The following is a 24841-nucleotide window of genomic DNA, read 5'->3' as shown; positions in this document are numbered from 1 at the left end:
CCCGAAAAATTTCATCCCTCAAGACGGGAGGTGGTCAGGTCCTGTACTCCGCGTTGATCCGCACGTACTCGTACGTTAGGTCACACCCCCACGCGCGGGCGGACGCGTCACCTACTCCTAAGTCCACCACAATCTCAACTTCGCTCGCGGAGAGAACGCGCTTAGCCTTCTTTTCGTCAAAATCCACAGGACCTCCTTCGTAGGCCACTATCTCGCCCTCTGAGCTGCGGAAAGCTATCTGTAACTCGTCAGGATCGACGTCGACGCGTGCGGCCCCGATGGCGGCTCCGATCCGTCCCCAGTTCGGATCCTCGCCGAACAGCGCCGCCTTCACCAGGTTTGAGGATGCTATCGCGCGGGCCGCACGCCGAGCCTCTGCTTCATTACTCGCACCGTGTACGCGTACTATCATTAGCTTCGTCGCCCCTTCACCGTCTCGTACAATCTTCTCAGCGAGCTCCGTACAGACCTCTTCCAGGGCGCGTTGGAACTCCGTGATAGTGACATCTCTGCCGACTTTGAGGTTCGAGCTGTCGTTCGCTAGCAGCACTACGGAATCATTAGTGCTCTCATCTCCATCTACCGTTATCATGTTGAATGTGTCGTTCACGACCTCACGAAGCCACATCTGAAGCTCTTTTGGTTTCACTCCCACATCGGTGAGCAAAAATGCGAGCATAGTGGACATGTTCGGATGTATCATACCAGCACCCTTCGCGATTCCGAGGAGTGACCAACCATCGCCCTCGTACAAAGTTATTTTCTCCTCAGTATCTGTGGTCAAGATGGCCCGACTAAACTCCAGAACGTGCCGTTCAGTGGATCCCATATCCTCCCAAACTTCGCGCGCGTACTCCACAATCTTATCGACAGGGGGTCGCTCACCGATCACGCCAGTAGAACACACCACTATTTCGTCCTCCGGAGCCCCCGTTAGCTCGGCGATCGCTTCCGCAGTGCGCAGTACGTCTTGATATCCATCCTCACCCGTCATCGCGTTGGCGTGACCACTGTTCACTATCACTCCGCGGGCGACACCTCGCTCGCACACCTCCTCGGAGTACTCCACCGGAGCGGCGCGGAGGGTGTTCTCAGTGAAGGTGCCCGCTACGGCACATCGACGCTCCGAGAAGATTAACCCAACTCCTATACCTTCGCGTTTGATACCACCAAGAAGGAAGCCTTCAGGTGCACGCAACGCGGTTCCCTGGAGGGACCCCTCTGACCCGAGTTTAAAAACTATGACCGAGAGGATCCGGAATCGAACCAGCGCTCACGCGCCTTCTCACGGTATTCCTCAAGGTTTATACCCTCGAACAGTTCAGGGAACTTCTCCCTGAGGTACGCGAATCCGAACTTCACCAACTTGCCGACGGTGGCCGAAATGCTGTCTCCTTCGAGGGCGTCTTTAGTCGCTAGGACCCGGGCCAAGGCATCCTCGGAGAGTGTGAGCGTCACTCTGGCTTTCCTCGACATATCGGTTCACCCTTAGAACAATTCTCTCAGCGACTCCGGATCGGGCCCACGGCGCTCGCGTCGAACCACATGTTCCTCTGGCTCTCTACTCTCCACCAGCTTCCTGACCTCATCCGCCGATGTCTTGACGACGTCCCCGGTCACCCTCTCTCCGGAGATCGAAGGTGACAACGCGTAGTTACCGGCCAAGTTCGGGAGCTCCTCCACGGGCACGCCCAGGAAGTCTCGGAGGTCGAGGAGTGTTCTCTCGAGTACCCTGTTAACCCTTTCATACCCACCTAACGCGTTGTCCACCCAGAGGACGGGAAGCTTGATAGACACTCCCAGGACGCTCTTCACCTGCTCGGCGGCGTTGCGACGCACCTGAGGGTCCTCCGATTCTCCCGGAACCGTGGTCAGTACGATGAAGGGTACCGGAGGCTCCTTCAGGATCTGCTGCGCTAAAGCGTATCCGACGGCTCCACCGAGACCGAAAGCTAGAACCGTGGGTTCCTCAGCACCCACCCTTTCCAGCGTTTCGCGGATAGTCTCCGCTTGCTCTTGCAGCTCCTCGGAAGCCTTACACCAGTCCCGACTGAACCCGATACCGCTGGCCACCTCGATTTTCTCGCCTTCCGATACACGCAGTAGGTCTCCTCTAGATCCCGCGCAGAGGATCACCTCAAGACCTGCGTTTGAGGCGTGAGTGGAGAACCGGCAGCCGAATCCGCCGAGCCCGATGTAATACAACCGGCACCCCCCTAATAAGTGCCGTCAGCGGGTAGGGTGCTCCTCATCTCTTGCTCAGGTGTGAGATCCCTAGGCCTACCCTCCACGAGCTCGCGCGTGAAATCTACAACGTCTACGGCCTTATCCGCGATGCGCTCGATGTCCTTCGTGATCCGGGAAAGACCGAACAGCCGGTCGGCCTTTTTAGGAAACTCTTTCGTTTCCTCAACGGCCTTCTCACACGCCTTGATTATGTTTTTGTGGACACGATCTTCGGCGCAGTATACCTTTTCAGCTTCATCGCGCAGGTCCTCCTTCTTCACCCGACCGAGGAAAACGCTGTACGCGGTTTCCACCATTCTACGAGCTTCCAGGGCGGCCTCGCGCACGTCCCTCCAGCACTGCAGGTCGGACAGTGTCCCGAGTGTTTCAGCCACCTCCGCGATGTTGCACGCGTAGTCCCCTATCCGCTCGATACAGTGCGAGATCTCCAGCAGTAGGGTCGCCACCTTGCCAGCTTCCTCACAAGGATGGAGAACTGGAAGCGTCCGGACGTAGAGACGTATTTCTTCGTCCAATCGGTTCACTTCCTCGTCCATCTCGATAACCTTAGGAGCCTGTTCTGGGTTCTCCTCGACCGCGATGAGAGCCGTCTCGATTTGCTCGAGGGTCAGGTCAGTCATGCGTTTGAAGTAGGGTCGGACGCCCTCTAAGTGCATCTCTACATCTTCGTACAGGAAGTTTCCGAGCTCCTCGAATAATTTGGGGAAATGGCGTCTGAGCTTCGACATGTCGACTGTGTACGTCCTTCGAACAGCGCCCTCTTCGATGAGCGGTCTTAGGAGTTCCGTAACATATCGCCGGGAGACACCAACCTTCTCTGCGATCTCTTTCTGCGTCGAGGGACGGTCCCGCAGTATGGTATGCAAGATGGCCGCGAGGGTAGCTTTCCTCCCTCTCGGGTACAAGATGATATCACCTCCGCGGGAGATCGGGCGATCAAGATCTGAAAACTTTTAAAAGTATCTCCCTGAGTCGCCGGCCCTCCAACCTTACGGGAACAAGTAACGTGAACTCCCACGCTACTCCACCCTTCGATTTCACCTCGAAGACCAGCGGCCATACGTCGTCAGCACCCTCCGAGTTGGCTACCCACGGATTCAGGATGTGACCCGAAGGGTACTCCTCTCGCCGCACCGAGATCTCGGGTTGTTCCTCGCCGAGGATCTTCGAGACCTTAATGAACAACTCCTTCGTCTTCTCGATAGGATCCTGGCGGTTCAGGTATATTACCGTGTAAAACGCACGCGTTGAAACTTCGACCGACTTGCCGTCCTCCGCATAGAACTCTAAGATCACGTCGCCGTCATCTTCTCGAACCCTTATGTCCAACTCCGATCCTCCCCGGGGGGGAGCATAGGTGCAGGTAGTCCGTCGTATCGAGATCGACCGGACCAGATGTGATGGAGCCTCCTGCGCGCTCTGCGTTGAGGTTTGTGAGAGAGGAGTGTTGAAAATCAAGGATGAAGAGGTGGTCATCGCAGACCTGGAGGCATGTGACGCTTGCGATAAGTGCGTGCGTGTCTGCCCCAACGACGCTATAGACCTTTACAGGTATCGAGAGCGTCAGTTCTTGAGTGCAATGGTACGTGCTATGAATAATAGTGACGACAATGGACTCGAGGTCGCCAGGAGAGTGGTAATGCGTGGTAGGGACGTGTTCGGCGATACCTGGTTCTACCTCCGTCGAGAGCTAGAGAGGACATGCCGGATCAAGAGGGAAGCCGAGCTCGAAGGTAAGCGAGCAAAGCTGTACGAGTGTACGTGTAAGGTGTGTGGGAAGAAGTTCAAGGGCAACAAGAAACTCGATGTGTGCTCGGAATGTGCCAACAGATAATGAAGTCTGGGTCGTGGGTTCTAGAGTGCCAAAAACGATAAAAACTTCGAGTTAAGCAGTAACGTGTAGGAGGTGTCGTCATGCGCAGGCTGGGGCGCGCCCTCCACGTTACGCCCAGGGGAAATCTCATCGCGAGGGCCGATCACGTACCGCCTTTAGGGGCACCCGTTGTAACTCGCCGTCGTGAGCGCGTAGGTGTTATTGTAGACGTTTTTGGACCTGCGGATAAGCCCTACGTGGCCGTCCGAGATAAGTCTCGACACCACCTCGAGAGGTTCGTCGGGAAGGAGCTTTTCATACCACCTAAACGGCGGCGGAGGCCTCCCCGTAGGCGGCGGGGTCGACCCCGCCGCCGCAGATGATGGGGTGTATCGAGAATGGCTGCTTCTGGAAAGAATCCCGGGAAGCTCACGGAAGAGTGTCCGGTGTGTGGTTCCGCAGAAATTGTTTTCGATGAAGAGCGGGGTGAGTACGTCTGCGCGGACTGCGGACTGGTCACTGAAGATCCGGTGATAGATCCCGGCCCTGAGTGGCGGCATTTTAACCAGGACCAGAGGCAACGGAGGTCTCGAACTGGAGAGCCCGTTAAGCTGAGGTTACCGGATAAGGGAATATCCACGATTATAGACCGGGAGTTGCGCGATTCCGGTGGGAAAAAGAACCCCCGGATGCGGCGCATCCGTACCTGGGATGCACGTATCAAAGTATCTGGAAGTAGGGAAAGGAACTTTTTCCAGGCGTTTCTGGAGCTGGAGAATCTCGCGTCCAAGCTCCAGCTACCCGAGTCGGTCAGGGAACTCGCCGCCTCGATATACAGGAAGGCGTACAAAGAAGGGATCGTGCGTGGCCGCGGCATAGAGAGCGTTTTGGGAGCTGCGGTGTTCGCCGCGTGCAAAGAAGCTCGCGTGCCCCGGACTGCCCGCGAGATCGCGGAGGCGCTTGGAGTCTCGGATGAAAACGAGGTACTCCGGGCTTATCGAGTACTGCAACGTCGGCTGAACCTGAAGCAGAAGCCGGCTGAACCCTCCGATCACCTGCCCAGGTTCGCCTCAAAGTTAGGGGTCTCCGAGAACGTCCAGGCTAAGGCTCAAGAGATTATCGAGAAGGCCAAAGAGAAAGGCATCACCGTGGGTAAGGGACCGGCTGGTGTAGCCGCGGCTGCACTATACATAGCGTCTATTCTTGAGGGAGAGAGACGTACTCAGAAGGAGATCGCGGAGGTTGCTCGAGTTACTGAAGTTACTATCCGAAACCGATACAAGGAGATCTGTGAAGCCCTCGGGATCGAGCTTCATCCATGATGTAGCAGCTCATGCGCCGCCTTATCCATGATCTTTTCTTCCAGCTTAGGGATGGGGTAAGCCCTTGCATCCAACACGTACCGTATTCTTTCCTTAACTACTCGCTTGTCAAGCCTCCCCAGGTCCAACACGACTAGGACTTCCGCCACTAGTTTCGGATCTTTACTGGTGAGGAAATCCCTGAAGGAAAGCCCACGTGAGCGTAGGAATCTCCCTACTTCGCTGTTCTTCATCATGTAACAGAAATCTAGGACCGCCCGCCACGGTGCCTTCCTATACTCTTTTAAGATAGCGGTAGAAACGCGCTCGGGTCCTACCTCCTTAGCGTACCGACGTAGCCCGTGAATAACTCCGAACTCTCTGGCCCATTTCAGATGTTTCCAGGCCCAAGCCTGGCCGGCTATGCCTGTGATGAGTCCCGGAACACCACCCTCAACGAACTCGTCGGGCATGAACACACGTCCAGCTCCCTCCTGCAGTACAACCGCCCACAGGTTCCTCTTAACCGTTTCGAGGGCATCCATGCGCTCCGCGCGCACGAGTATCAGTGGAGGTATATCGAGAACAGGATACACGGACCAACCCTCATCGGACACCGTAAGCGTGTGCCTGAACAGCAGGGTCCGTCTGGGTTCCACGTCCACCACCGCGAGCGCCGGATCTTTCAGTACGATCCGATACCCGTACAGCTCCGTAGGGTACCCGGGACCGCGCGGCTTACCATAGAACACGAAATACGGAACCGTCAGCGTCGCGATGATCACGACGATGAGAGCCTTACCGAGCACGTACTGACGAATCCACACGGACTTCCTTCCGCCCTCGATATTCTTCCACTCTTCCTACCACTTCCAGCGATTCTCCGGGGCTCGGGGCCAAAGTACTTGCGGCCTCCCTACTGAGGAACACAGTCACCGTCCCGTCCCCCGCGTCTAGAATGACAACTTCCGCGCCGCCGCTCACTGCCTTCACCTGCATCACCTCGCCTTTGATCCTTACTAATGTTCCGTCATCTGTCGACTGCAACTCTCTAGCCCCGATCACCTGATGAGAAGTACCGGAAGACATCCAAAGTAGCACGGCACCTAGGGTGATGCAGACTATGGAGATCGTCTTCTCCATGAGGACCCTAAATCGAGCCGTACACTCGCGTTATTTACTGCCGTCGACCGACGTTTGCAATGGGGTGGACTCGGTGCGGACGGCGGATGTCAAGCGTACGACGAAGGAAACGGAAGTTGAGGTGAGCGTGAACTTAGACGGATCCGGTCACGCCAAGGTCGACACCGGTCTTCCGTTTTTCGACCACCTCCTGCACCAGTTCGCCTTTCACGGACGCATAGATGTTGAGATTAAAGCTCGAGGCGACCTAGAGGTCGACGATCATCATACCGTCGAGGACGTCGGTATATGTTTGGGTAAAGCTTTGAACAAAGCACTCGGAGATCGCGAGGGTATCCGACGAATCGCATGGGCGCTGGTGCCCATGGATGAAGCGCTGGTGGAATGTGCCGTAGATATCTCCGGGAGGCCCTACTTCGTCCTAAGGGGGTATCAACCTCGACGCGATAAAATCGGTTGTCCCCCATTGTCCACGGAGAACGTCTCACACTTCTGGAAGAGCTTCTGCGATCACGCCGGTGTAACCATGCACGTGGCGGTGCGGTGGTGGGACAACGACCATCACGCCATCGAAGCCATGTTTAAGGCTGTAGGCCGCGCGCTCGGCGCAGCGAAGGAAGTAGTCGATGACGGGGTGCCATCAACTAAAGGAACACTCCGACGCGGGTGAGCGGATGAAAGTTTTCAGCCTCGTAGAACCGTCTCCGGCCAAGAACCTCCTCCCGGTGTGGGAGCGACTCCTAGAGGAAGGGTGGGAAGTAACAGTCTACGGGCACGGACGTGGTGTCGAGGTACTAAAATGGGAAGGTATCGAGACGGAGCGGCTGGGAAAGCCCCGAAGGAGGCAAGGATTACTGGGGTATATAGGATTCTCCGTTGACTTAATACGGACCGTACGGGCTCTGGCGTCGGAGCGTGCTTCAGTGGTACTCTCATCCGGTAACACCGGGGACGCTAGGAAGTCTCTGATAGCGTCTCGGATACTTGGAATCCCTTCAGTACACTTGGAGATGGACGTGTACAACCCCGTGGAGGCCGTCCGATGGGCGACACACGTACTGGTGCCCTTCTCGGAAAGGTGGGCGGAAGTACTAGAACGACGGGCAGGAGTTGAAACTAAGGTGGTTTCCGGGGCACCGTTAGCTCAGTACCTGGCGGATCGTCACCTATCCGGTCGTATTCCGGGACCCGTACCGGAAGAATACGAAGGTCGCGTACTGGTATGCTTGGGTGGCGACATCACGGAGGAAGGAGCTCGACGACTGCTCCTCGATCTCGAGGATCACGACCCCGTGGTGGTGCCGTTCAGGGTAAGTCCTCCAGAGGGCTTCGAGTGCGTTCGGGAATTCGTAGATTTACCCGGAGTAATGATGCTAGCCGATACGGTAGTGTTCACCGGAGGGTTCGGGGTCACGATAGAAGCCTGTGTGGTGGCGAAGAAGGCCGTGAAGGTGTCGGAAGTGCATCCCACGCACTTGAGTCACTGGATCGCCGAAGAGTCCGGCGTACCGGTAATGTACTTAAGCGAAAGCTCCGGTACAGAGGACGCCGTCCAAATGGCCAGCAAGCCGCGCGGAGAGTGGCTCATAAGAAGGGGGCGAAGCGCCGTCGCGGAGATCGTCGAAGAGATCTTCAAAGCCGAGTAATCCCTACTTCGCCGCATCGATCGTGTTACTCTTGATCTCTGCCACCCTTATTCTGACCGATACGCCTCTCGATGGAATCTTTAGGGAGTTCTTCTACCCACTTCTAACGGGATCCACCGAGGCTAAACCTGCTATACTACTAGCCCATCTCGGGCTGATGTGCCTATTGCTTTGGTCATTCCCCTCGATGCCGAGTCGATGGACCGAGACCCTCGCTTCGAGGAGACTGATACTATGTATTACGCTTCTGATCATTACTAGTCCCTACCTAGCCCAGATGATACTACAATACAACACCCCGTACGGCCTGAAAGCTGGTACTTTGGTCGTCGTATCCGGAGGATCGTCGGTCGGTGAGACCTCCTCGCTGGTTCACACCCACTCCCTCAAGGCGTGTGTAGGGAAGATCATGAACTACATCATAGGTCCGATTCCGACTAAGTACCACTATGGGTCTGTTCTGTCTAAGTTCATGCCCACATGGGCCGCCACAATCTTCACCGCCGTCGTAATCGCATCATACGTGGTTTTAGCCATCCTATCACCATTGGCTGTGTTCCTCAAGCGCGGGAGTGCGGTCGAATCGCTACTACTCTCGTGGGCAGGATTTCTCGTAGTGCTCGGAGCAGTAGATGGAGGGTTCATGTGTAAACCGATGGTTATCGGACTAGGAATGCTCATCGTGTGGACGTTAAGACCGCTTCCCATACGACGATACGTGGTCATCGCCGTCCTCATCGGCCTGACACCGATGCTCCTTCAGGCGACGATTCGTGTAGTTTGGTACCTAACATCCCCATTAGCACCATACTCCGTAGTGTGGGCGGTGGCCCTCTTCCTGATGACCGCGATCGCAAGGAGGCAGGGGTGGTAGTGTTGAGGACTAAAATCGTAGCCGTCCTACTCATTTCGGCGGCCTCTATCGGTGCGTTGATGGGAGTGATAGCTTACCAGTGGTCGATCTCTTCAAAGGGAGCCAGAGTCGGGTGTTATCACGTGGCGATTACAAACGTCAAGGGGTCGGTGAAGCCCGAGGAGGTTAAACGGGCACTGCTTAAGTGTCCTTATGTGATCAGGGTGGGAGGAGTTAGAACAGCGCCTTCATCGTGTGACGCGTATATCATAGTGAAGGCGCCCACTCCGGTGTCGAAGTACGATTTAACGCAAGAACTGAGTCAGGCGTTAAGGAAAGAGGGTCTCGGAAAAGCACCGGCAGTATTCTTGAACTCCGTGAACGCTTATGTGGTTGAAGTTGCCACGGAGGATCCGAAGATCCCGGCGAGTGTAGCTGCACGCAAAGTGGCGAGTGCTCCGACGATTCTCGCAGTATTCAAAGTGGAACGCCGAGGTTCGGTGTACGTATTCGAAGTCGCCTCGTTAGAGAAGGAGTACCCGGTGGCTTACTCGATTACTGGCGCACTGAAGATAGCCGGTCTAAAGCCTGTGGGGATCGCCAACGTGACGCCGGTAAAGTGGGGATACGTTCTATGACCGGGGAACGTTAATAGGCGGTAGGGAAAGACGGAATAACGGGCAAACCAACGGTGAGAATCCGTGGGCCGATTTTATTATCGGCCGCATGTTTGACACTGGCCGCCGTAGTCCTGATCTCCGACTCCGAGGTCAAATGGAGGGTGCACGATGCGCTCTACCCAGTAATATTAGGGTCAACTGAAGCTAAGGACGTCATGTTTCTCCTACACCTCGGCCTGCTTTTCCTCGTACTCCCGTACCGTTCACGGATACCCCTCCCGAAGATCGATACTTGGGTGACGTACGCGCTGATAGTGGCCATCCTAGCGGTGCCTCCGGTGCTCCAGATACTGATGACGTATGAAGCCGGGTTCAGCCCGGGCTTAGGCACCTGTATAGTCACGCTAACGGAGCGCCCAGAGACGTCCTCCCTTTACCACTGTCACGCCGTGAAGGCGTGTCTCGGAACGCTGATTTCGGCAATATTTGGAGAACCTAAAATCGAATTCCACTGCGGCATACCCCTGTCGTCCGTGCTACCACCGTGGGTACCACTTCCAGTATTCGCCTTGCTGGCGATAGCTTACGTAGTACTAGCGTGGATAGTGCCTTTACGATCCGACCGGACCGAAAAAGCCGTCATCTTGTCGATTGCGGGGTTCCTGCTCTGCTTCGGGTGCTTGGACGGCGGACCGTTGGCAAACCCGTCCGTCGTGGGTCTGTCGATATTCTTAGCTTCGAGGATCAGAACCGTCGCTCCACCGATAACCTCGCTCGGGGTGTTAGGAGGTCTGGACGCGTTCCGCCAAGTCCTGTTCTACCTACCGACGTATCATACGTTGACGTACCTCTGGACGGTTTTCCTATCCTCTCTGCTCCCATCCACAACCGACAGGATCACTCGAAGGGGCATACTGGCGGTATCGTTATGCCTACTCGGCATGCTCGTGCCCCATCTCCCAGTAGCGGAACTGCTACGCTCCACGTTAGGGATGGCATCGAAACACGATTACTATCGAGTCGACGTGTCGGACGGGAACCCAGCGGAAGTACTCGCCGAACTGTCGCGAATTCCGGGAGTGGAAGCGGTTTCTATCCGCGTCACCGGCGGCCGCGTAACGGCCTGTGTGAAAACGAAGTGTGGCATCAAACCACGGGTTCCCAAAGCGAAGGTCCGTAAAATTCGCGGGTACATCTTGGAGCTGCGAGTCCTGTACGGTTCCCCACGCGACTTAACCGAATCCCTGAAGTCTACAAGCGGTGTGGTTGGAGTCCTCGGCGTCAAAAAGATGGGGAGCGTCTACCGGGTCGAACTGGGAGCCGAGGTCGATCGCGAGGTGAATCTCGTACCTTCTATGGTGAAGCAGTTGAGACGCCACGGGGTGGTCGTGTCTCGGATAGTGACGTTCACGGACGTAGCCCGGTGCATTTGGGGGTAGCCAGTATGGAGAAGGTACTCGTAACTACGGCCCTGGCGTACACTAACGGCCCGCTCCACATCGGCCACGTTAGGAGTACGTACCTTCCCGCAGATGTGTACACGAGGTTCCTCAAAATGCGTGGCGTCGACGCCATACACATCGGTGGGACTGACAATCACGGAGTCCCTATAGCGCTACAGGCCGAGCTCGAGGGGAAGGATCCCGAGGAAATCGTGGAAAAATATCATGAGATGATCGAAGAGGATCTAGAGCGATTGAACATTCATTTCGACGAGTTCTCATGCACCTGTCGCGAATTCAATCCCGACCACGTAGATATGACACAATGGTTTTTCAAGAGATTATACGAGGAGGGGTACATAGAGGAAAGAGAGGTCGAACAGCTCTACTGTCCTGAGTGCGAAAGACCTCTACCGGACAGGTACGTCGAAGGAGTATGTCCCTACTGCGGTGCTGAAGGTGCCCGAGGCGACCATTGCGAGGCTTGCGGTCGCTACCTGGAGCCCGTACAGCTCAAAGAGCCGAGGTGTGTCATTTGTGGATCGAAGCCAGAGGTCCGGCGCACTATGCACCTATTCTTCAAGCTCAGTGAGTTCGAGGAAGATCTGAAAAAGTGGTTAAAGTCCAATGATAATCTACCTAAGAACGTACGTAATTACGCCATCCAATGGGTCCGTGAAGGACTTAAGGATTGGGATATAGTACGTGATCTAGATTGGGGAGTACCCGTTCCTCTGGAAAGATACGAAGATAAGGTGTTTTACGTTTGGTTCGATGCCCCTATAGGGTACGTAACGTTCACAAAACAATACTGTAATAGAACAGGCCAGAACTGGAAAGACTACTGGTTTAGTGAAGATACGAAAATAGTTCACTTCATCGGTAAGGACATAATAATCCATCACGCTCTGTTCTGGCCAGCCATGCTCATTGGCGTCGGAGCGACTCTTCCATACACTATCGTAGCTGGTGAGTATCTGACCCTAGAAGGAGAGAAGATGAGTACAAGTCGTGGTTGGGTAGTGTGGGTTAGAGACTTCACTAAGTTGTTCCCCGCGGATCTACTACGATACTACCTCATAGTGGTAAGCCCTCTCACTAGGGATGCAGATTTCTCATGGGAAGACTTCCGAGACCGTGTGAACAACGAGTTAGTGGCTAACTTAGGCAACTTCGTGTATCGCACGCTATCGTTCATTTACAGATTCTTAGACGGGAACGTCCCCGAAGCCGAGACTGACCAGGAGATAGTCGACAGGATAAAAGAAACTCACCGGCGCGTGACGAAACATCTGGAGAAGTTCCGATTCAGGGAGGCGCTCACTGAAGTATTACGTCTATCTAAGTTTGGGAACGAATATTTCCAAGAACATGAACCGTGGAAACTTAAGGACGAAGATCCAGAGCGTTGTGCCGAGGTTCTACGTGGGTGCGCTAGGATCGTGAAAGCACTAGCTATAATGTTAGCCCCGTTCCTTCCGGATAGTGCGGAGAAGATGTGGCAAAGCCTCGGTTATGAGGACTCCGTACATGATGTCGATTGGGAAGAAGCCTTGAAGGACGTAGAAGCTAGGGAAATCCCGAAGCCTGAACCCATCTTCCCGAAGGTAACGGAGGAGGACCTTCAGAAAGCTAAGGCGTTACTGCCGGAAGAATTAGGAGAGTCCGAAGGGCCGGACGATGAGTACGTATCGCTCGAGGAGTTCAATCGATTGGACCTGCGGGTAGGCGAGGTCAAAGAAGCGGAACGTATCGAGGGATCTGATCGACTCATCAAGCTCCGGATCGATGTCGGGGATCGTACCGTAACAGCAGTAGCCGGACTGTACCCTACGTATGAGCCGGAGGAACTCGTCGGACGTAAGGTGGTCGTGCTAACTAACATCCAGCCCAAAGAGATGTTTGGCGTACGGTCGGAAGCGATGATACTGGCCGTTGGGGACGAACCCGCATTGTTGACTATCGACGAAAGTAAGAGGGAAGTGGAGCCCGGAGAGCAGATCAGATGACTCATTCACCGAGCGTCCTACGGAGCCCCAGCTGCTTGAGCAGTCCAATCATAGGATCCGGAGTAGGATGAACCTCGATCAACCGCCAGTCAGGCTCCACACAGCACGGGTACGGGAGCATCGGTGCGATTCTGGGTGCTACAATGAACGCCTCGGTGGTAACTCCGCGCTTCCTGCACACCATCTTACCACCGATACCATGATGAAGCATCCAAAACGCGGGTCCACCCACCGGTGCAGGGAGCGAGCCTTCCCAGTCGATCCCCCTCAGTTCCAGTCGGCCGAAGTCTCGGAAGAGTCTGATCACACGAGGAGCTAGAGGATTCTCCCGTCGGACGTCCTTGCCCAGCGCGTTCAGTGCGGCAACCGTTCCCTCGTACCGAGCAACGGGAGTCAGGTATGGAGGCCCTGTCACGTCACCTGCAGCGTAGACCCCATCACGTGACGTTCTCATACTATCATCCACCACGACGGACCCGTCCTTCCGTAAGGGAAGTCCGGAGTTGGCAGCAACATCAGAGTTGGGTTCGAGGCCGGTGGCGAGTAGAACTGCGTCCGCCACGGTGGCTCCGCGCTCAAACCTACATTCCACACCACTGGAAGTCTCCCGAATCGCCCTAAGTTCTCCCGCACAGACGGCATTGACACCTACGAGCTCCAGATCCTTGAGGATCTCTCGACGTACTTCCTCCGGAGCATTCGGTAGTATCCTAGACCTGTACGCCAGAACTACTTCGGACCCGAGAGCAGCGAAAGCGAAGGCGGATTCAAGGGCCGTCGCACCTTCACCGACTACGCAGAGCTCTGAGGGCACTTCCATTTCTAAAATTTCCCGAAAAGTGAATACGGCGTCCGAATCCATCCCTTCTACTTCGGGAATCGCCGGTCGGGAACCAGTGGCTATCAGCACTCTATCGGCTTCGAGAACGTCACCGTCTTTGGTGTGGACGTTGAGCGATTCGTCCACCTTCACTGCTTCAGCCCGACGAATCTCAACACCGGTTCTCTTGGTCTCTTTGATCAGCCGTTGTCGTATGGTCTCTACGACTTTTCTTATGGACCGTGTTAGACGCCTGAAGTCGGTGTCCCCGACGTCCAACTCCACTCCCGGAATACCGAGCTTCGCCCACACGACGAGTCTAGCGGCTTCGATCAACGCGCCGAGTACGACACATGCCTCGTTCAGGCATTTACCACCGATTCCTTCCTCTCCGTTTCTGTCAAGCAGCAACACTTCGCGCCCAGCTTCGGCGAGGATCATAGCGTAGGTGCGGCCGGCAGGTCCCGCGCCGATCACTACGTCCACGTGGCTCCCCCGCTCGAATATCACGTGATCTGAAGAATAGTTCCGGAGGGGTAGACACCTTGTCTCAAGAGCTCTGTCTCCTCATTTCGGGCGTGGTGCTGGTAGTTCTAGATTGCGTACTTAACACCGGTATAGTGACCACGGTAGGGATAGTATGCGCGTGGGTCGGAGCGTACCTGATAGGGACGGAATATCTGGTTGCCGCACTTCCACCCGGCGTGTTCGTCCTCCTCATGCAGGTGGCGGCGGTTCTGAGGCGAACGGAAGAAAGCGACAACGTTCTTCTGAAGAGCGTCAGGGAGCTCAAAGGGGATGAAGGCATCGTAATCCGAAAGGACCCACTATTGGTGAAAGTACGTGGAGAACCATGGAGGGCAGTCTCTAAGACCAAGTTACGGCAGGGGGAGCGAGTGGTCGTACTGGATGTAAAAGGTAATAAACTCGTGGTTAAGCCGAAGAAAATCGGGGAGCGTTGATCGTATCGATAGTGGTTGGAGGAGTACTGGCCCTTCTCGTGCTGGCGGCTTCGGTTCGGATAGTGAATCAGTACGAGCGAGGCGTGCTCCTGCGACTCAGGCGGTACATCGGGATCAGGGAACCAGGTCTTAACTTCATCGTTCCGTTCATCGACAAGATGATCAAGGTCGATCTTCGGGTCGTTACACAGAACATACCGGCCCAGGAGGTTATTACCAAAGATAACGTACCGATCAAGGTCGACGCTGTCATATATTATCGGGCGGTGGATCCTGCCTCCGCCGTGATGAACGTCGAGGATTACGGAGAAGCAGTGTTCAACTTGGCGCAAACCACACTGAGATCTGTGCTCGGCGAAGTTGACTTGGACGATATTTTTAGCGAAGCGGGAGGAGCTGAGCGAACGTATTCGGGAGATCGTAGACGAGAAGACGGAGGGATGGGGAATCTACGTCACCGGTGTCGAGATCCGCGACGTGATATTACCCGAGGAGATGAGACGGGCGATAGCCCGACAGGCGGAAGCTGAACGGGATCGTCGAGCCAGGATAATCCAAGCGGAAGCGGAGAAACAGGCCGCACAAGATCTACGGAAGGCATCGGAAGTCCTAGGGGGTGAACCCAGGCTTACTGAGAACCCTTCAGACACTCTCCGAAATCTCGGCGGAAGAGAACGTCACCATAGTAATTCCAGTACCGATCGAACTGTTAAAGCTCTTGAAGAAGCATGAGTAACACACGGCCATCCATGCGCAGTCCTTCCACCTCCAACACGATGTGGCGAAGAGGGAGTATTTTCTGATCACCGCTACCGTCATCATAGACCAGACAGTTCTTGGTGAAGCCGACCACGCGGCCTGATATCCCAAGGTAAGTCCGGGAGTTCGCCCTCACTACTCTGAACTTCTTGCCGACTAATTCCACAGGGTCTGGGGGTGTGGGAAGAGGACTTGGAGTTAAGGTATCGAACCCCCCACGGCATGAGCTGTTTGTATCTACCGAGATGTGCGTTTCCGAGGTCCGGTCGGGACGCATGGAGGAAGAAGAAGCAAATTGAGGCCATGCTAACGCTGCTATGCTCGAGGCTAAGACCAGGGGACACGGTAGTAGATTGCGGGTGCGGCCGCGGGACACTGACGACGGCACTCGCGGTTTCTTCTCCATCCTGTGACGTGCTCGGGTTCGACATCAAGGAGTTCAAGACTTGGACGGAGCTTGAGCGCTACGTCGAGTCAGTGGGACTTGACAACCTGGAATTCGAAGTCAACGACCTTCACGAGGCAGCGAAGCATGGTCTTCCGAACGACCCCGATGTCGTCGTGGGGTTACACCTGTGCGGTACGCTCACGGATAGGCTCCTCGAGCTGGCCGTGGACTCGGACGCACACCTAGTGCTCGTTGTACCTTGCTGCTACGGTAGGGCCAGCCCTCGCGTGATCGTGGAGGAACTCGGTGTAGATGAGGGTATAGAGAGAGTCCGTAAGTTACTCAAGAAAGCGGAGGGTCCTGTCGAGTATCAGCTTGAAGTGTGTAGAATGAGGGGGAAGTTCCTGGAAGAACACGGGTACCAAGTCCACGTAGGAGTGGCATTCCCAGAAGAGGTATCTGGCAGAAGGGCATTTTTGATGGGGATCACGTGACTTCGATGGCATCCTCTGAGAATCCTTCCTTCTTAATCAAGAATTCTCGGACCTTGTTACGATGGTCCCCTTGCAGGATTATCTTACCCTCCTTGGCTGTACCACCGCAGGCGCACTCACGCTTGAGCTTACTGGCTAGTTCTTGCAAGTCGATACCGGCGCCATCTAAGCCCTCTATGATAGTCACTACCTTACCTGGCCGGACCTGCTCAGCGTATATTTTGATCTTCTCAACTGTCTCCTTGGAGACTTCCTCACATACGCAAAGTTCCTTGGGAAGACCGCAAACCGGACAGATGTCGTCTTCCTGCATCTCTACTTCGAGTTCCCCTCTAACCCTTTTCCTCCTCACGGATCTTGCGCAACTCTTCTTCCCTCTCTATCGTCAGTATTCTTGCGATGTTCTTCTTTATTTCTTTTACCCTGCCAGGATTGTCCGGAACCCCTGAGATCGATTTCGAAGTCATCTCCCGAAGTAACTCCGCCTTGAGCTCTTTGAGTTTTTCCCGTCGCTCCTCGGGTGTCATTTCCCTGATTTCGTCAGGTCTTAGCTTAAACTTACCCAACATTTACGCCCCCTCAGCTTCGTCCTCTGGCTTGCCGATGAGTTCCTTCAGCTCGTCCTCGACCTCCTCCGGTGGTCTGATCTCCAGCTCGTCCGGCAGTTCGACGTCGGGCGGCATGATTCGAACCGTCACACCGATGGCACCTGGCTTAGTCACTGCCTGTACGTAACCTTCGATCATGTACTCGTCACCTGGCTCACCGCAGTACTTCACGGCTCCCTCCACGAATTTCTCCGTCCTAGCGCGAGCACCGATGAGCTTACCGGATAGGATTATCATTGCACCCTTAGCTCCAGCGTTCATGATGCGACGTAGCGCACCGTATGCGGCACGGCGGAAGTGGATACCGCGCTCAAGTGCCGAAGCTAGACGCCTGGCCACCACGCGTGGGTTCAACTCCGGACTCGGTAGCTCCTTCACTTCGATCGACACTCGACCTAAAAGGGGAAACCTCTCCTGAACCTCCTCTTCCACCCGCCGAATGTTGCGACCACGGCGACCGATCGCGATAGCGGGTCTCTCGACGTAGGCGATGATCTTAGTGGCGTTGGGTACGCGCTGTAGTCTCATCCCACCGTAGCCGGCACGGTTTAGTTCCTGTTCTAGATATTCATCCAGCTCAGTCTTAAGCATTCCATACTGCACGAACTTCTTGTGCACGGGCACGTTCTCGCCGTACATAACCATGGATACTGTCCCCTCACCGCTCCTCTAGGATCACCTCGATGTGAGTCGTCGGAGTGTTAAACGGAGTCGCGCGACCGAAGGCGCGCGGTATCCAACCTCGGATCACCCTACCCTTGTGCGCCGCTATGTGCTTTATGTACAAGCGGTCCGTGTCTAACCCCTTGTACTCGGCGTTAGCTTCCGCGTGCTCTAGGACGCGTAGGATCTCACGAGCTGCTTTCTCAGGGAATCGACCGGCATCCCATCCGGGCCGTATCTGCCGACGGTGCGGCACCTTCTTCTTGTGTTTCCTGAACGGTACAGCTTCCTCCTTCCTGATCACTCGACGTAGGAACTCTTTGGCCCTGTCTAAGGGCATCCCGCGGATTGCCCGGCATATCTCACGTGCGTGCTTCGGGGAGATCCTCAGCTCTCGTATGAAGGCCTTCGCGGTCCGTTCATCGTCAAGCTCTTCCGGTGGGATTGAGTAGTGCCAGTGCTTGGTCTTCGGCATAATCCAGTACCCCCCGTTTCCGGATTCACCGCCGGCGCCCGGGTGCTCTTAAATCGTCATCGGGAGACGGTCGGGGGGTCGACGTTGACGCGTGTGCTTGGGATTCAGCTTGGGAATACTGGGACAGATTACTGTGTTATGAATGAAGACGGGGATTGGGAGATCGTAGCGCGGGAGGAAGGGGTTTTCGGCAAGATCTCGTGCGTGTTCACGCTGGAGGAGAGCCGACGTGCACTGCGGAAGGAGATAGCCCCCAGAGTAATCGAGCGTGTGCAGCGCGTTGATCCAGACCTCGTGGTTGTGGGGACTATCGTCGATGAACTCGGACTGATCCTCGGACCCATGATCCACGAAAAGACGGGTGTACCGACGCTGGCAGTGTACGGGGACCCCTGGGGGGCACCCGACGGGGACGCGGTAGGTGCACCGTACTGCGTCGCGGAGGAGTATCCGAACTGCGTACATGTGGACGTAGGAGCAATGGCTGTAGTGACTCCGATCAAGGACGGAAGGCCCGACTTCGAGGAAGCCGTGGTCGGCGTCGGCACGTTCCCGCTCGACTTGGCCGCACGTGAGTTACTAGGGAAGGAATACGATGAAGGTGGCAGGAAAGCCGCTGAGGGAAAAGTCGACGAGGACCTTCGAAGGGAGTTGAAAAGTGTCGACGTCGACGGGAAACCCGTCTTCGGGCGTGTGAGAGGTAGCCTAGCCCCAGTTCCGCCGGAACAAGAACGAGTCCTGAGAAGCCACATTCGAGATACCGAAGCGCCAGCTGAAGACGTACTCCGTACCCTGGTAGAGATCGTGGCGGAGACTATCGTCATTAACGCGGCACAGTACGGCATGAACTTGCTGATTCTCTCCGGGGGTGGTGTTAAAAACGAACTCTTAAAGCGGAGGGTGTCGGAGCTTTGGGAGGGAGACGTCTCGATCTTCGCCGGTGAAGAGTTGGAAGTTCGAGGCTTATGCCTCCTAGGCTTCCGGTACCTGGAGGGAGAACCCGTTCCGGCATTACCGTGTGAGGGGGGGAGTCGGACGTGGCGGAAAGGCGTGAGGAGGGTGTACCAGAGCCAGAAGTGGAGATCCAGAACATCGTAGCATCCGTCGACCTCAAAGGAGAAGTGAACTTGGACGAGTGCTCCGTGATATTACATGGGGAGTACGAACCGGAACAGTTTCCGGGACTCGTGTACAGGCTCGAAGACATCGGTACCGTGGTATTGATCTTCAGATCCGGGAAAATGGTGTGCACTGGTGCTAAGAATAGGGAGCAGATTTACAAAAGCGTCGAGAGGGTTAGGGAAGACCTGGAGAAGAAGTGCGGGGTGAAGTTCCACGGAGAACCCGAAGTGGAGATCCAGAACATAGTAGCGTCGATCGATTTCCACGTACCACTGGACCTGGACACGATCGCGGAAGTCTTGGTGGGAGACGAGGACGTCGAAGGGATAGAGTACGAACCGGAGCAGTTCCCAGGGCTGGTGCTGAGACTGAAGGAACCCACGGTGGCGATGCTCCTGTTCTACTCCGGTAAGGCCGTATGTACGGGGGCTAAGACCGAAGAGGAACCTGAGAAGGCCGTGAAGAAGATCGCAGAGAAGATCGAGAAGTACGGGCTGAAACTTACGGGGTGATGGGCCGAGCTATCACTATCGGGACGTGATCGAATCCGTTCAGGAACTCTTCATCCAGCGATTCGGGATCGCCCACTTCTTCCAAAGCGTCATAGACCGTCCTGCCCGCCCCCTTCGTCCGCACGTCTTCGGCCATGTCCAGTAACTTGATGGCCTCCCGCACCGAAACATTCCCTGCTATAGCGATGGGGGTCGGGCCAACAGTCTTGGCCAGTAACCTACCCACTAGAAAACCGATTACCCCGGTACCCGCAACGATGTCTGGATGAGCCCTCGCCACCGTGGTGAACAGTATTCCGAGAATTTCATACGTTTTGTCCGTATCGCCGACGACAACTGACACGTCGACGTCCCGACGACGGCGGAGTTCCTCGCGGAGTTCCCTCGCCACTCGATCCGCGGACTTGGGGACCGGGGCCGCGTAGTACCCAGGCACGTTCCCGACATCACAACCCGCCTCGGACGCAGGTTCCAAAGCATGCAGCAGACCGAACTCCTCTAGGATCATTTGCTTGTGCCGGGATCCGTCCTTCAACGGATAGTTACGCAAGTTCTCGATCGTTTCCGTACGCATCGGAGGATCCATGAGAGGGCCTAACAAGGGTCCTAGGATCCTACCCCAAAATATCCTCATCCAGAGTACTACCAAGAATCGTGCCAGTACGCCCGGTTCGTACCCGCGCTCGTCAATGAGCTCACCCTCGGCGACGGCCACAGCCTTCTCCGACAATAGCAGGACGTCCCCGTCCTTAAGTTCGATCCCACGTAACGCTTCCAACGCGTTCCCGACGGTTCCTGATCCCACCTTCCAGTAACGGCTTTTAACTGGGATCAACCTGTATTGGGCGTCGGACATTATCGGCGACCACCGACGACTTCGTTACGTGGGGGTTGCGACACTTGATCGACAGGCTCGCGAAGAAGTACTTAACGCCCGAGAAGGTGGTCGAACTCGGTTTCCAGGTAACCGAAGAGCTAGTGTTGAAAGCTCTGGATTTAATCCGAAACCTAGAAACCGAAGCCAAACTCGAAGGTGATTCGTATAGTTTCAGGGTGCGGGACGAGAAGGATCGGTACGAGATCAGTGCATCGGGTGAGTTCCAAGACACTGGATTCACGCTGGAGTTCGAGAAGAGGGTCCTCGACACCCGGGTGAAGGGACGTATTAAGGTCGAAGGCGAACGGGCGGCGGACTTCATGCGTAGACTACTAAGTATTCTTAGGGAGGGTGGGGGGTCGTGAGGGAGCCGGTAATCTCCCTATTGTTGGTACTGGCGGCGCTCATCACGACCCCCGCAGCGGCGACGGAGGTGACGGAAGGGACGGCTGTAGCGAAGCCGGCGGGGACCTCGCAAGAAGGAGTGACACAACCTGGGCAGACGCTGCAAGCGTCGGGAACCTTGCTCCATCAAGTGGCACCTAAAGCACTCGGTTACATCGCGGTGGGAGCAACTCTCTGCATGATCCCCAGTCCAAGCGCTCAGGAGGTGGGTGCTGACCTCACCCAACTGGGAGCAGAAGCACTGGCGTTGGCTGCCGCGGTGGATTATAACGCGCCGATACGTTACTATCTGGCGTACGAGTTCAACACCACGTACGGGAAGTTGTCGTCGTTCACGTACTGGACTGGAGTTTGCCTCGACGCCGCAGTGACCGTCGGTATGAATTTCGCGTTACAATCGATGCTGCAACCTGTAGCCGCGAACTTGAACGTACCGCCAGACGCTCTCAAGAACTACATGACGCAGGCCTGCAAGCTTATCGCTAAGCTGCGGTCGGAACCTGTAGACGCGGATGACGTCGTACCACTGATCGACTCGTTCATACAGATCGTGGGATACGGTGCACAAATCCCACGAGACGAGAAGCTCGAAGTAGCGAGCGCGGTGGCGACGTTCCTCAACGGGATAAGAACGAACCCTGTGGTCCTGATGTTATCAGACGTCTGTAACTCAATCTCTCGATACCTAGGCATCAGCCCGTCCAGTGGCATAAAGCGATGGGTTGAAGCATTGTTAACACCAATGGTTCCGGACGTGTTCGGGATTCTATCGGATGTACGAGAGATCGTAAACAAAATCAATGACGCCATGCTTGGGCTCAAGGCCGTTATGAATCCCACGAAGTTCGTTCAGGAAACCGCGGAAGCTATCGTGGACAGTACGATAAACGCCTTGAGACCTATAGCCGAGAAGGCCACCGATTTAGGGCTTTCCAAGGAGAGCGTAGAGAGAGCTCTAAAGGACTTAAAGTCTGAAATTATTTCGACTATTAATGGTATCGTTGTCCGATATGAACCTGTAGTTCGGGTGATGGGTGCGATGATGACTATTATCTCGATGATGGATACAGTCAACTCGTTCAACAGGTTGATTCAAAGGCTGTCGAAGTTAGCTCTGATGGCTCGTAGCCTCGGTGTCTCCGTACCAAGTCCAGTACAGCCACAGGAAGAACTGAGGCGGGCGCTTAATGTGCTGCAGCAGGGTAGAGTCGGACCACCACCGCTACCGTTCTGACCACGGATCGGCCAGTGCCTCAGCAGCCGCCGCCATCCCCGGCTCTCCCACTATCTCACTGGCACATTCCAGGAGCCGCACGACCTCCTCCAACCAGTCCGCGATGTCGGTAGGGTACGCCGTTATTCCGTATCTGTCCTCCAGGACCCTGGGGATGACGTACACGGATTTCCCTTCGAGTCGCACCTTCAGCGCGAGCTCCGACGCGCGCTGGCTGACGTGCTCGCAGTGAGGGAAGGCATTACATCCACAATCCAACTCCTTCATCAGCGAGACCAACCTCTGCTTCTCCTTCGGCGGAAGCCTTTCGATCACCTCCTTCCGTTCCGAGTGTATCACGCTCAGAGCGTCGTCCAGTCTCGATGGAATTGACATGCGGGTGACCCTTTCCACCGCACGCTTGACTGACGGTGACAGTTGGAACCTCTCGAACGGACGTACCGAGGCGACCGCCCTAAGTGGATCCGAGCCCGCCCTGGCGGACAGCTCGTGGACGGTCTTGGGACCCGTGAAGTAGCGAGCCGCGACACGACCTTTATTTGTAGGCTCGAACCCTTCGACGAAACCCATCTCCCGAAGCTCTTTCATCCTAAGCATCGGATCCCCAGCGAAGCCCAGTGATTCGTCACATACGCGCTCGAGCTCGCCCGGAGACTTCACCGCTCCGCTGACGAGGTGTGCGAGCACTTGCTCTCTCTCGTCCTCGTCATCGTACTCGACTTCTACGGGTTCCGGTTCGGACTCGAGGAGCGTGAAGGCTACCTTATCCTCGGTCTCACTTTGGGAACGGTGGTAACGGCGACCCGGCTCGACCATCAGAACGACCTTACCACGGTCGTGGTATCCGGGTCGGCCCGCACGACCAGCCATCTGCTGGAATTCGCGCGGTGTGAGCCATTCGATGCCCATAGCCAGGCTCTCAAAGATAACCTGCGAAGCCGGGAAATCCACGCCGGCCCCAAGGGCTGCCGTGGTCACGACTGCGGCTAGTTCACCGCGTTCGAAAGCACGTTCGATGGAGCGGCGTCGGTCGTAGGGAAGTCCCGCGTGATAAGGGGCGACATCTAGTCCCGTTCTCTCGCTGAGGAAATCAGCCAATCGATGGGTGTTTCTGCGCGAATACGTGAAGACGATAGTCTGACCCCTATACCCCGTGGAATACTCGGTCTCCCATTCCGACTCCATGAGTCTGGCGATTCTATCCCACTTCTGTCGACGATCCTGATTGATCACGAGGTGGTACTCTAGGGGTACAGGGCGGCGGTTGTGAACTATCGGTTTAGCATCCAAGTACTCGGCGAGTTCTTCTGGGTTCCCCACGGTAGCCGAGAGGCCCAACAACTGCGCATCGGTCAGTGTCTTAAGCCTGCATATGAGACCGTCAAGGCGTGGACCTCTCTCGTCGGCCAGCGTATGTATCTCATCGATGACTACGACGCCGATATCGTCAGGGTCTATGGTCCCAGTTCGGAGGAGGAAGTCGAATCCCTCGTAGGTGCCGACTATGATGTCGGCGTTAGATGGCGACGGACCACGTTCGGGTCCGGAAAACTCCTTCAATCTCGCCGCGCCGACCTGTAGCCTGACTCCTATCCCTAGTGGTCGTCCGTACTTTTTCGTGAATTCCCGGTGCTTCTGGTTCGCCAGGGCCACCAGCGGCACCAGGTAAACCATCTTACGACCTTCTCGGAGGACTTCGGTGAGTCCGGCGAGCTCCGCCACCAGCGTCTTACCGGAACCCGTGGGAGAGACTACCAGCAGATTCTGACCTTCGAGGAGTCCTCGCTCAACGCATTTCGTCTGGACCGGGGTTAGCTCCTGATACCCAATCCTTTCGAGAACTCGACGCAGCTCCTCCGGGATGTCGAGCTCGGTCAGTGGGAGACGGTGTTCCTCCTCGTCTTCGGCCTCCACCACCTCCCATCGCGTCTTATCCTCTTCCTCGGCGGGATCGAACGCCGGGTCCACCATCTCCACGACACGATCTATGTCACGGAGCTCATGTAAGAATCTCTCGAGCTTTTCGAGGAGAGTCTGGGAAAAGCCGGGTACTCGGAACCTCAACTCCTCTTCCAGAATTTCACGGGCGCAGCGCTCGCACACCTCGACTTCACCGAACCGGTACCCGTCCCTCAACACGGTCACTCGATCGGACGCGAGGCATCTCCGACAGAGTTCCCTAACCTCAGTTTTCTCCCCCATAACTCGATCGGCCACCTTCGCAACGTCGGGGAGGGCGATTTTCATACCAGCTTTCCGTAGCTCGTTTAACACGCGGGCGGGTGGCGTTGGTTCTCCTTCCAAAACTCCCCGAACGGGTTCACCGCTTCCGGAGAGCTCCAGGTGACCCTCGATCGATATCTCGGCACCGTCCTCCGGATCACCCTCTGCTAACACGAACCTAAGCTTTCCACCCTTGTACTCCGTGAACACTGCGATTATCACGTT

At 55.8% G+C, this 24841-nt stretch carries 29 protein-coding genes and 1 pseudogene; 16 read left to right on the top strand and 14 right to left on the bottom strand.

All coding sequences use genetic code 11. The features are described from left to right. Positions 1–34: 34 nt before the first annotated feature. The 5 genes from argJ to BW921_RS06010 are packed head-to-tail and all read right to left on the bottom strand — an operon-like array spanning position 35 to position 3576. Positions 35–1198: a bifunctional glutamate N-acetyltransferase/amino-acid acetyltransferase ArgJ gene (gene argJ, locus BW921_RS06030; protein WP_148688986.1), complete on the bottom strand. Its 1164-nt coding sequence runs from the start codon at positions 1196–1198 to the stop codon at positions 35–37. A gap of 41 nt (positions 1199–1239) precedes the next feature. Then, on the bottom strand, positions 1240–1476 hold the full coding sequence (locus BW921_RS06025) for a hypothetical protein (protein ID WP_088335999.1): 237 nt from the start codon (positions 1474–1476) through the stop codon (positions 1240–1242). 12 nt (positions 1477–1488) lie between these two features. Continuing rightward, complete coding sequence (locus tag BW921_RS06020; protein WP_148688985.1) at positions 1489–2205, bottom strand: hypothetical protein; 717 nt, start codon at positions 2203–2205, stop codon at positions 1489–1491. Positions 2206–2216: 11 nt separating this feature from the next. Next, positions 2217–3152 carry a PhoU domain-containing protein gene (locus tag BW921_RS06015; protein WP_148688984.1) on the bottom strand — a complete coding sequence of 312 codons (936 nt, stop codon included), beginning with the start codon at positions 3150–3152 and terminating at the stop codon, positions 2217–2219. A gap of 31 nt (positions 3153–3183) precedes the next feature. Then, entirely contained in the window at positions 3184–3576 is a 393-nt protein-coding gene (locus tag BW921_RS06010; protein ID WP_148688983.1) for a hypothetical protein, read from the bottom strand. A gap of 28 nt (positions 3577–3604) precedes the next feature. Between BW921_RS06010 and BW921_RS06005 the strand changes: the two genes are divergently transcribed. The 3 genes from BW921_RS06005 to BW921_RS05995 all read left to right on the top strand — a co-directional run bounded on the left by BW921_RS06005 (position 3605) and on the right by BW921_RS05995 (position 5382). After that, complete coding sequence (locus tag BW921_RS06005) at positions 3605–4081, top strand: 4Fe-4S dicluster domain-containing protein (RefSeq protein WP_148688982.1); 477 nt, start codon at positions 3605–3607, stop codon at positions 4079–4081. A gap of 80 nt (positions 4082–4161) precedes the next feature. Further along, complete coding sequence (locus tag BW921_RS08065) at positions 4162–4443, top strand: H/ACA ribonucleoprotein complex subunit GAR1 (protein ID WP_148688981.1); 282 nt, start codon at positions 4162–4164, stop codon at positions 4441–4443. A 15-nt stretch (positions 4444–4458) separates the two neighbouring features. Then, entirely contained in the window at positions 4459–5382 is a 924-nt protein-coding gene (locus BW921_RS05995; protein ID WP_148688980.1) for a transcription initiation factor IIB family protein, read from the top strand. Here the strand turns inward: BW921_RS05995 and BW921_RS05990 are convergent. Further along, positions 5373–6188, bottom strand: coding sequence for a hypothetical protein (locus BW921_RS05990; RefSeq protein WP_148688979.1), 816 nt, complete (start codon positions 6186–6188; stop codon positions 5373–5375). The two genes, BW921_RS05995 and BW921_RS05990, sit on opposite strands and share 10 nt — an antisense overlap. After that, the gene (locus BW921_RS05985; protein WP_148688978.1) at positions 6160–6504 is read right to left on the bottom strand and encodes an OB-fold nucleic acid binding domain-containing protein; all 345 of its coding nucleotides are present in this window, start codon (positions 6502–6504) and stop codon (positions 6160–6162) included. Before BW921_RS05985 ends, BW921_RS05990 begins: the two co-directional genes overlap by 29 nt. A 64-nt stretch (positions 6505–6568) precedes the next feature. Here BW921_RS05985 and hisB point away from each other — a divergent pair, with 64 nt between their 5' ends. The 6 genes from hisB to metG all read left to right on the top strand — a co-directional run bounded on the left by hisB (position 6569) and on the right by metG (position 13074). Further along, on the top strand, positions 6569–7174 hold the full coding sequence (gene hisB / locus BW921_RS05980; protein ID WP_210400503.1) for an imidazoleglycerol-phosphate dehydratase HisB: 606 nt from the start codon (positions 6569–6571) through the stop codon (positions 7172–7174). Positions 7175–7178: 4 nt separating this feature from the next. Next, complete coding sequence (locus BW921_RS05975; RefSeq protein WP_148688976.1) at positions 7179–8150, top strand: UDP-N-acetylglucosamine--N-acetylmuramyl-(pentapeptide) pyrophosphoryl-undecaprenol N-acetylglucosamine transferase; 972 nt, start codon at positions 7179–7181, stop codon at positions 8148–8150. Positions 8151–8337: 187 nt separating this feature from the next. Continuing rightward, complete coding sequence (locus BW921_RS05970) at positions 8338–9024, top strand: hypothetical protein (RefSeq protein ID WP_168168802.1); 687 nt, start codon at positions 8338–8340, stop codon at positions 9022–9024. Positions 9025–9026: 2 nt separating this feature from the next. Then, positions 9027–9641 carry a hypothetical protein gene (locus tag BW921_RS05965; RefSeq protein ID WP_148688974.1) on the top strand — a complete coding sequence of 205 codons (615 nt, stop codon included), beginning with the start codon at positions 9027–9029 and terminating at the stop codon, positions 9639–9641. Positions 9642–9694: 53 nt separating this feature from the next. Further along, positions 9695–11062, top strand: a complete 1368-nt coding sequence (locus BW921_RS05960; RefSeq protein WP_148688973.1) for a hypothetical protein — start codon at positions 9695–9697, stop codon at positions 11060–11062. A 5-nt stretch (positions 11063–11067) separates the two neighbouring features. Then, on the top strand, positions 11068–13074 hold the full coding sequence (gene metG, locus BW921_RS05955) for a methionine--tRNA ligase (RefSeq protein WP_148688972.1): 2007 nt from the start codon (positions 11068–11070) through the stop codon (positions 13072–13074). A 1-nt stretch (position 13075) separates the two neighbouring features. Here metG and BW921_RS05950 read toward each other — a convergent pair whose 3' ends face one another. Further along, on the bottom strand, positions 13076–14380 hold the full coding sequence (locus BW921_RS05950; RefSeq protein ID WP_168168801.1) for an NAD(P)/FAD-dependent oxidoreductase: 1305 nt from the start codon (positions 14378–14380) through the stop codon (positions 13076–13078). 59 nt (positions 14381–14439) lie between these two features. Here BW921_RS05950 and BW921_RS05945 point away from each other — a divergent pair, with 59 nt between their 5' ends. The 3 genes and pseudogenes from BW921_RS05945 to BW921_RS05930 all read left to right on the top strand — a co-directional run bounded on the left by BW921_RS05945 (position 14440) and on the right by BW921_RS05930 (position 16497). Next, a complete protein-coding gene (locus BW921_RS05945; protein WP_168168800.1) occupies positions 14440–14856 on the top strand; it encodes an NfeD family protein in 417 nt (138 codons plus the stop codon). After that, positions 14853–15592 (top strand): annotated as a pseudogene (locus BW921_RS05940) (slipin family protein). Before BW921_RS05945 ends, BW921_RS05940 begins: the two are co-directional and overlap by 4 nt. A gap of 200 nt (positions 15593–15792) precedes the next feature. Beyond that, positions 15793–16497, top strand: a complete 705-nt coding sequence (locus BW921_RS05930) for a methyltransferase (RefSeq protein WP_168168798.1) — start codon at positions 15793–15795, stop codon at positions 16495–16497. On the opposite strand, the gene BW921_RS05925 is transcribed toward BW921_RS05930, so the two are convergent. The 4 genes from BW921_RS05925 to BW921_RS05910 are packed head-to-tail and all read right to left on the bottom strand — an operon-like array spanning position 16490 to position 18243. After that, on the bottom strand, positions 16490–16810 hold the full coding sequence (locus tag BW921_RS05925; protein ID WP_088336504.1) for a translation initiation factor: 321 nt from the start codon (positions 16808–16810) through the stop codon (positions 16490–16492). The two genes, BW921_RS05930 and BW921_RS05925, sit on opposite strands and share 8 nt — an antisense overlap. 19 nt (positions 16811–16829) lie before the next feature. Then, positions 16830–17063 carry a 50S ribosomal protein L29 gene (rpmC, locus tag BW921_RS05920; protein ID WP_198324572.1) on the bottom strand — a complete coding sequence of 78 codons (234 nt, stop codon included), beginning with the start codon at positions 17061–17063 and terminating at the stop codon, positions 16830–16832. 3 nt (positions 17064–17066) lie between these two features. Next, positions 17067–17750: a 30S ribosomal protein S3 gene (locus BW921_RS05915; RefSeq protein WP_148688967.1), complete on the bottom strand. Its 684-nt coding sequence runs from the start codon at positions 17748–17750 to the stop codon at positions 17067–17069. Positions 17751–17763: 13 nt separating this feature from the next. Continuing rightward, positions 17764–18243: a 50S ribosomal protein L22 gene (locus BW921_RS05910; RefSeq protein ID WP_011019209.1), complete on the bottom strand. Its 480-nt coding sequence runs from the start codon at positions 18241–18243 to the stop codon at positions 17764–17766. A 93-nt stretch (positions 18244–18336) separates the two neighbouring features. Between BW921_RS05910 and BW921_RS05905 the strand changes: the two genes are divergently transcribed. Continuing rightward, positions 18337–19341, top strand: coding sequence for an anhydro-N-acetylmuramic acid kinase (locus tag BW921_RS05905; protein ID WP_236953819.1), 1005 nt, complete (start codon positions 18337–18339; stop codon positions 19339–19341). After that, a complete protein-coding gene (locus BW921_RS05900; protein ID WP_168168797.1) occupies positions 19281–19877 on the top strand; it encodes a TATA-box-binding protein in 597 nt (198 codons plus the stop codon). Before BW921_RS05905 ends, BW921_RS05900 begins: the two co-directional genes overlap by 61 nt. On the opposite strand, the gene BW921_RS05895 is transcribed toward BW921_RS05900, so the two are convergent. Continuing rightward, complete coding sequence (locus tag BW921_RS05895) at positions 19867–20733, bottom strand: coenzyme F420-0:L-glutamate ligase (RefSeq protein WP_148688965.1); 867 nt, start codon at positions 20731–20733, stop codon at positions 19867–19869. The genes BW921_RS05900 and BW921_RS05895 overlap by 11 nt on opposite strands. A 44-nt stretch (positions 20734–20777) precedes the next feature. Between BW921_RS05895 and BW921_RS05890 the strand changes: the two genes are divergently transcribed. Further along, entirely contained in the window at positions 20778–21119 is a 342-nt protein-coding gene (locus BW921_RS05890; RefSeq protein ID WP_148688964.1) for a hypothetical protein, read from the top strand. Next, complete coding sequence (locus tag BW921_RS05885; protein ID WP_148688963.1) at positions 21116–22393, top strand: hypothetical protein; 1278 nt, start codon at positions 21116–21118, stop codon at positions 22391–22393. The genes BW921_RS05890 and BW921_RS05885 overlap by 4 nt, the downstream gene beginning before the upstream one ends. Here BW921_RS05885 and BW921_RS05880 read toward each other — a convergent pair. After that, positions 22382–24838, bottom strand: coding sequence for a DEAD/DEAH box helicase (locus tag BW921_RS05880; protein ID WP_168168796.1), 2457 nt, complete (start codon positions 24836–24838; stop codon positions 22382–22384). The genes BW921_RS05885 and BW921_RS05880 overlap by 12 nt on opposite strands. Positions 24839–24841: the final 3 nt, after the last annotated feature.

The sequence above is a fragment of the Methanopyrus sp. SNP6 genome, from assembly GCF_002201895.1.
In the GTDB taxonomy this organism is placed as follows: domain Archaea; phylum JAADCQ01; class Methanopyri; order Methanopyrales; family Methanopyraceae; genus Methanopyrus.
This window is presented reverse-complemented; position numbering and strand designations above follow the sequence as displayed.

Coding starts and splice junctions, on each gene's coding strand:
- BW921_RS06025 (WP_088335999.1), bottom strand. CDS start 1,476: ATGTCGAGGAAAGCCAGAGTGACGCTCACACTCTCCGAGGATGCCTTG.
- BW921_RS08065 (WP_148688981.1), top strand. CDS start 4,162: ATGCGCAGGCTGGGGCGCGCCCTCCACGTTACGCCCAGGGGAAATCTC.
- BW921_RS05995 (WP_148688980.1), top strand. CDS start 4,459: ATGGCTGCTTCTGGAAAGAATCCCGGGAAGCTCACGGAAGAGTGTCCG.
- BW921_RS05985 (WP_148688978.1), bottom strand. CDS start 6,504: ATGGAGAAGACGATCTCCATAGTCTGCATCACCCTAGGTGCCGTGCTA.
- BW921_RS05975 (WP_148688976.1), top strand. CDS start 7,179: ATGAAAGTTTTCAGCCTCGTAGAACCGTCTCCGGCCAAGAACCTCCTC.
- BW921_RS05970 (WP_168168802.1), top strand. CDS start 8,338: ATGCCGAGTCGATGGACCGAGACCCTCGCTTCGAGGAGACTGATACTA.
- metG (WP_148688972.1), top strand. CDS start 11,068: ATGGAGAAGGTACTCGTAACTACGGCCCTGGCGTACACTAACGGCCCG.
- BW921_RS05925 (WP_088336504.1), bottom strand. CDS start 16,810: ATGCAGGAAGACGACATCTGTCCGGTTTGCGGTCTTCCCAAGGAACTT.
- BW921_RS05915 (WP_148688967.1), bottom strand. CDS start 17,750: ATGGTTATGTACGGCGAGAACGTGCCCGTGCACAAGAAGTTCGTGCAG.
- BW921_RS05910 (WP_011019209.1), bottom strand. CDS start 18,243: ATGCCGAAGACCAAGCACTGGCACTACTCAATCCCACCGGAAGAGCTT.
- BW921_RS05895 (WP_148688965.1), bottom strand. CDS start 20,733: ATGTCCGACGCCCAATACAGGTTGATCCCAGTTAAAAGCCGTTACTGG.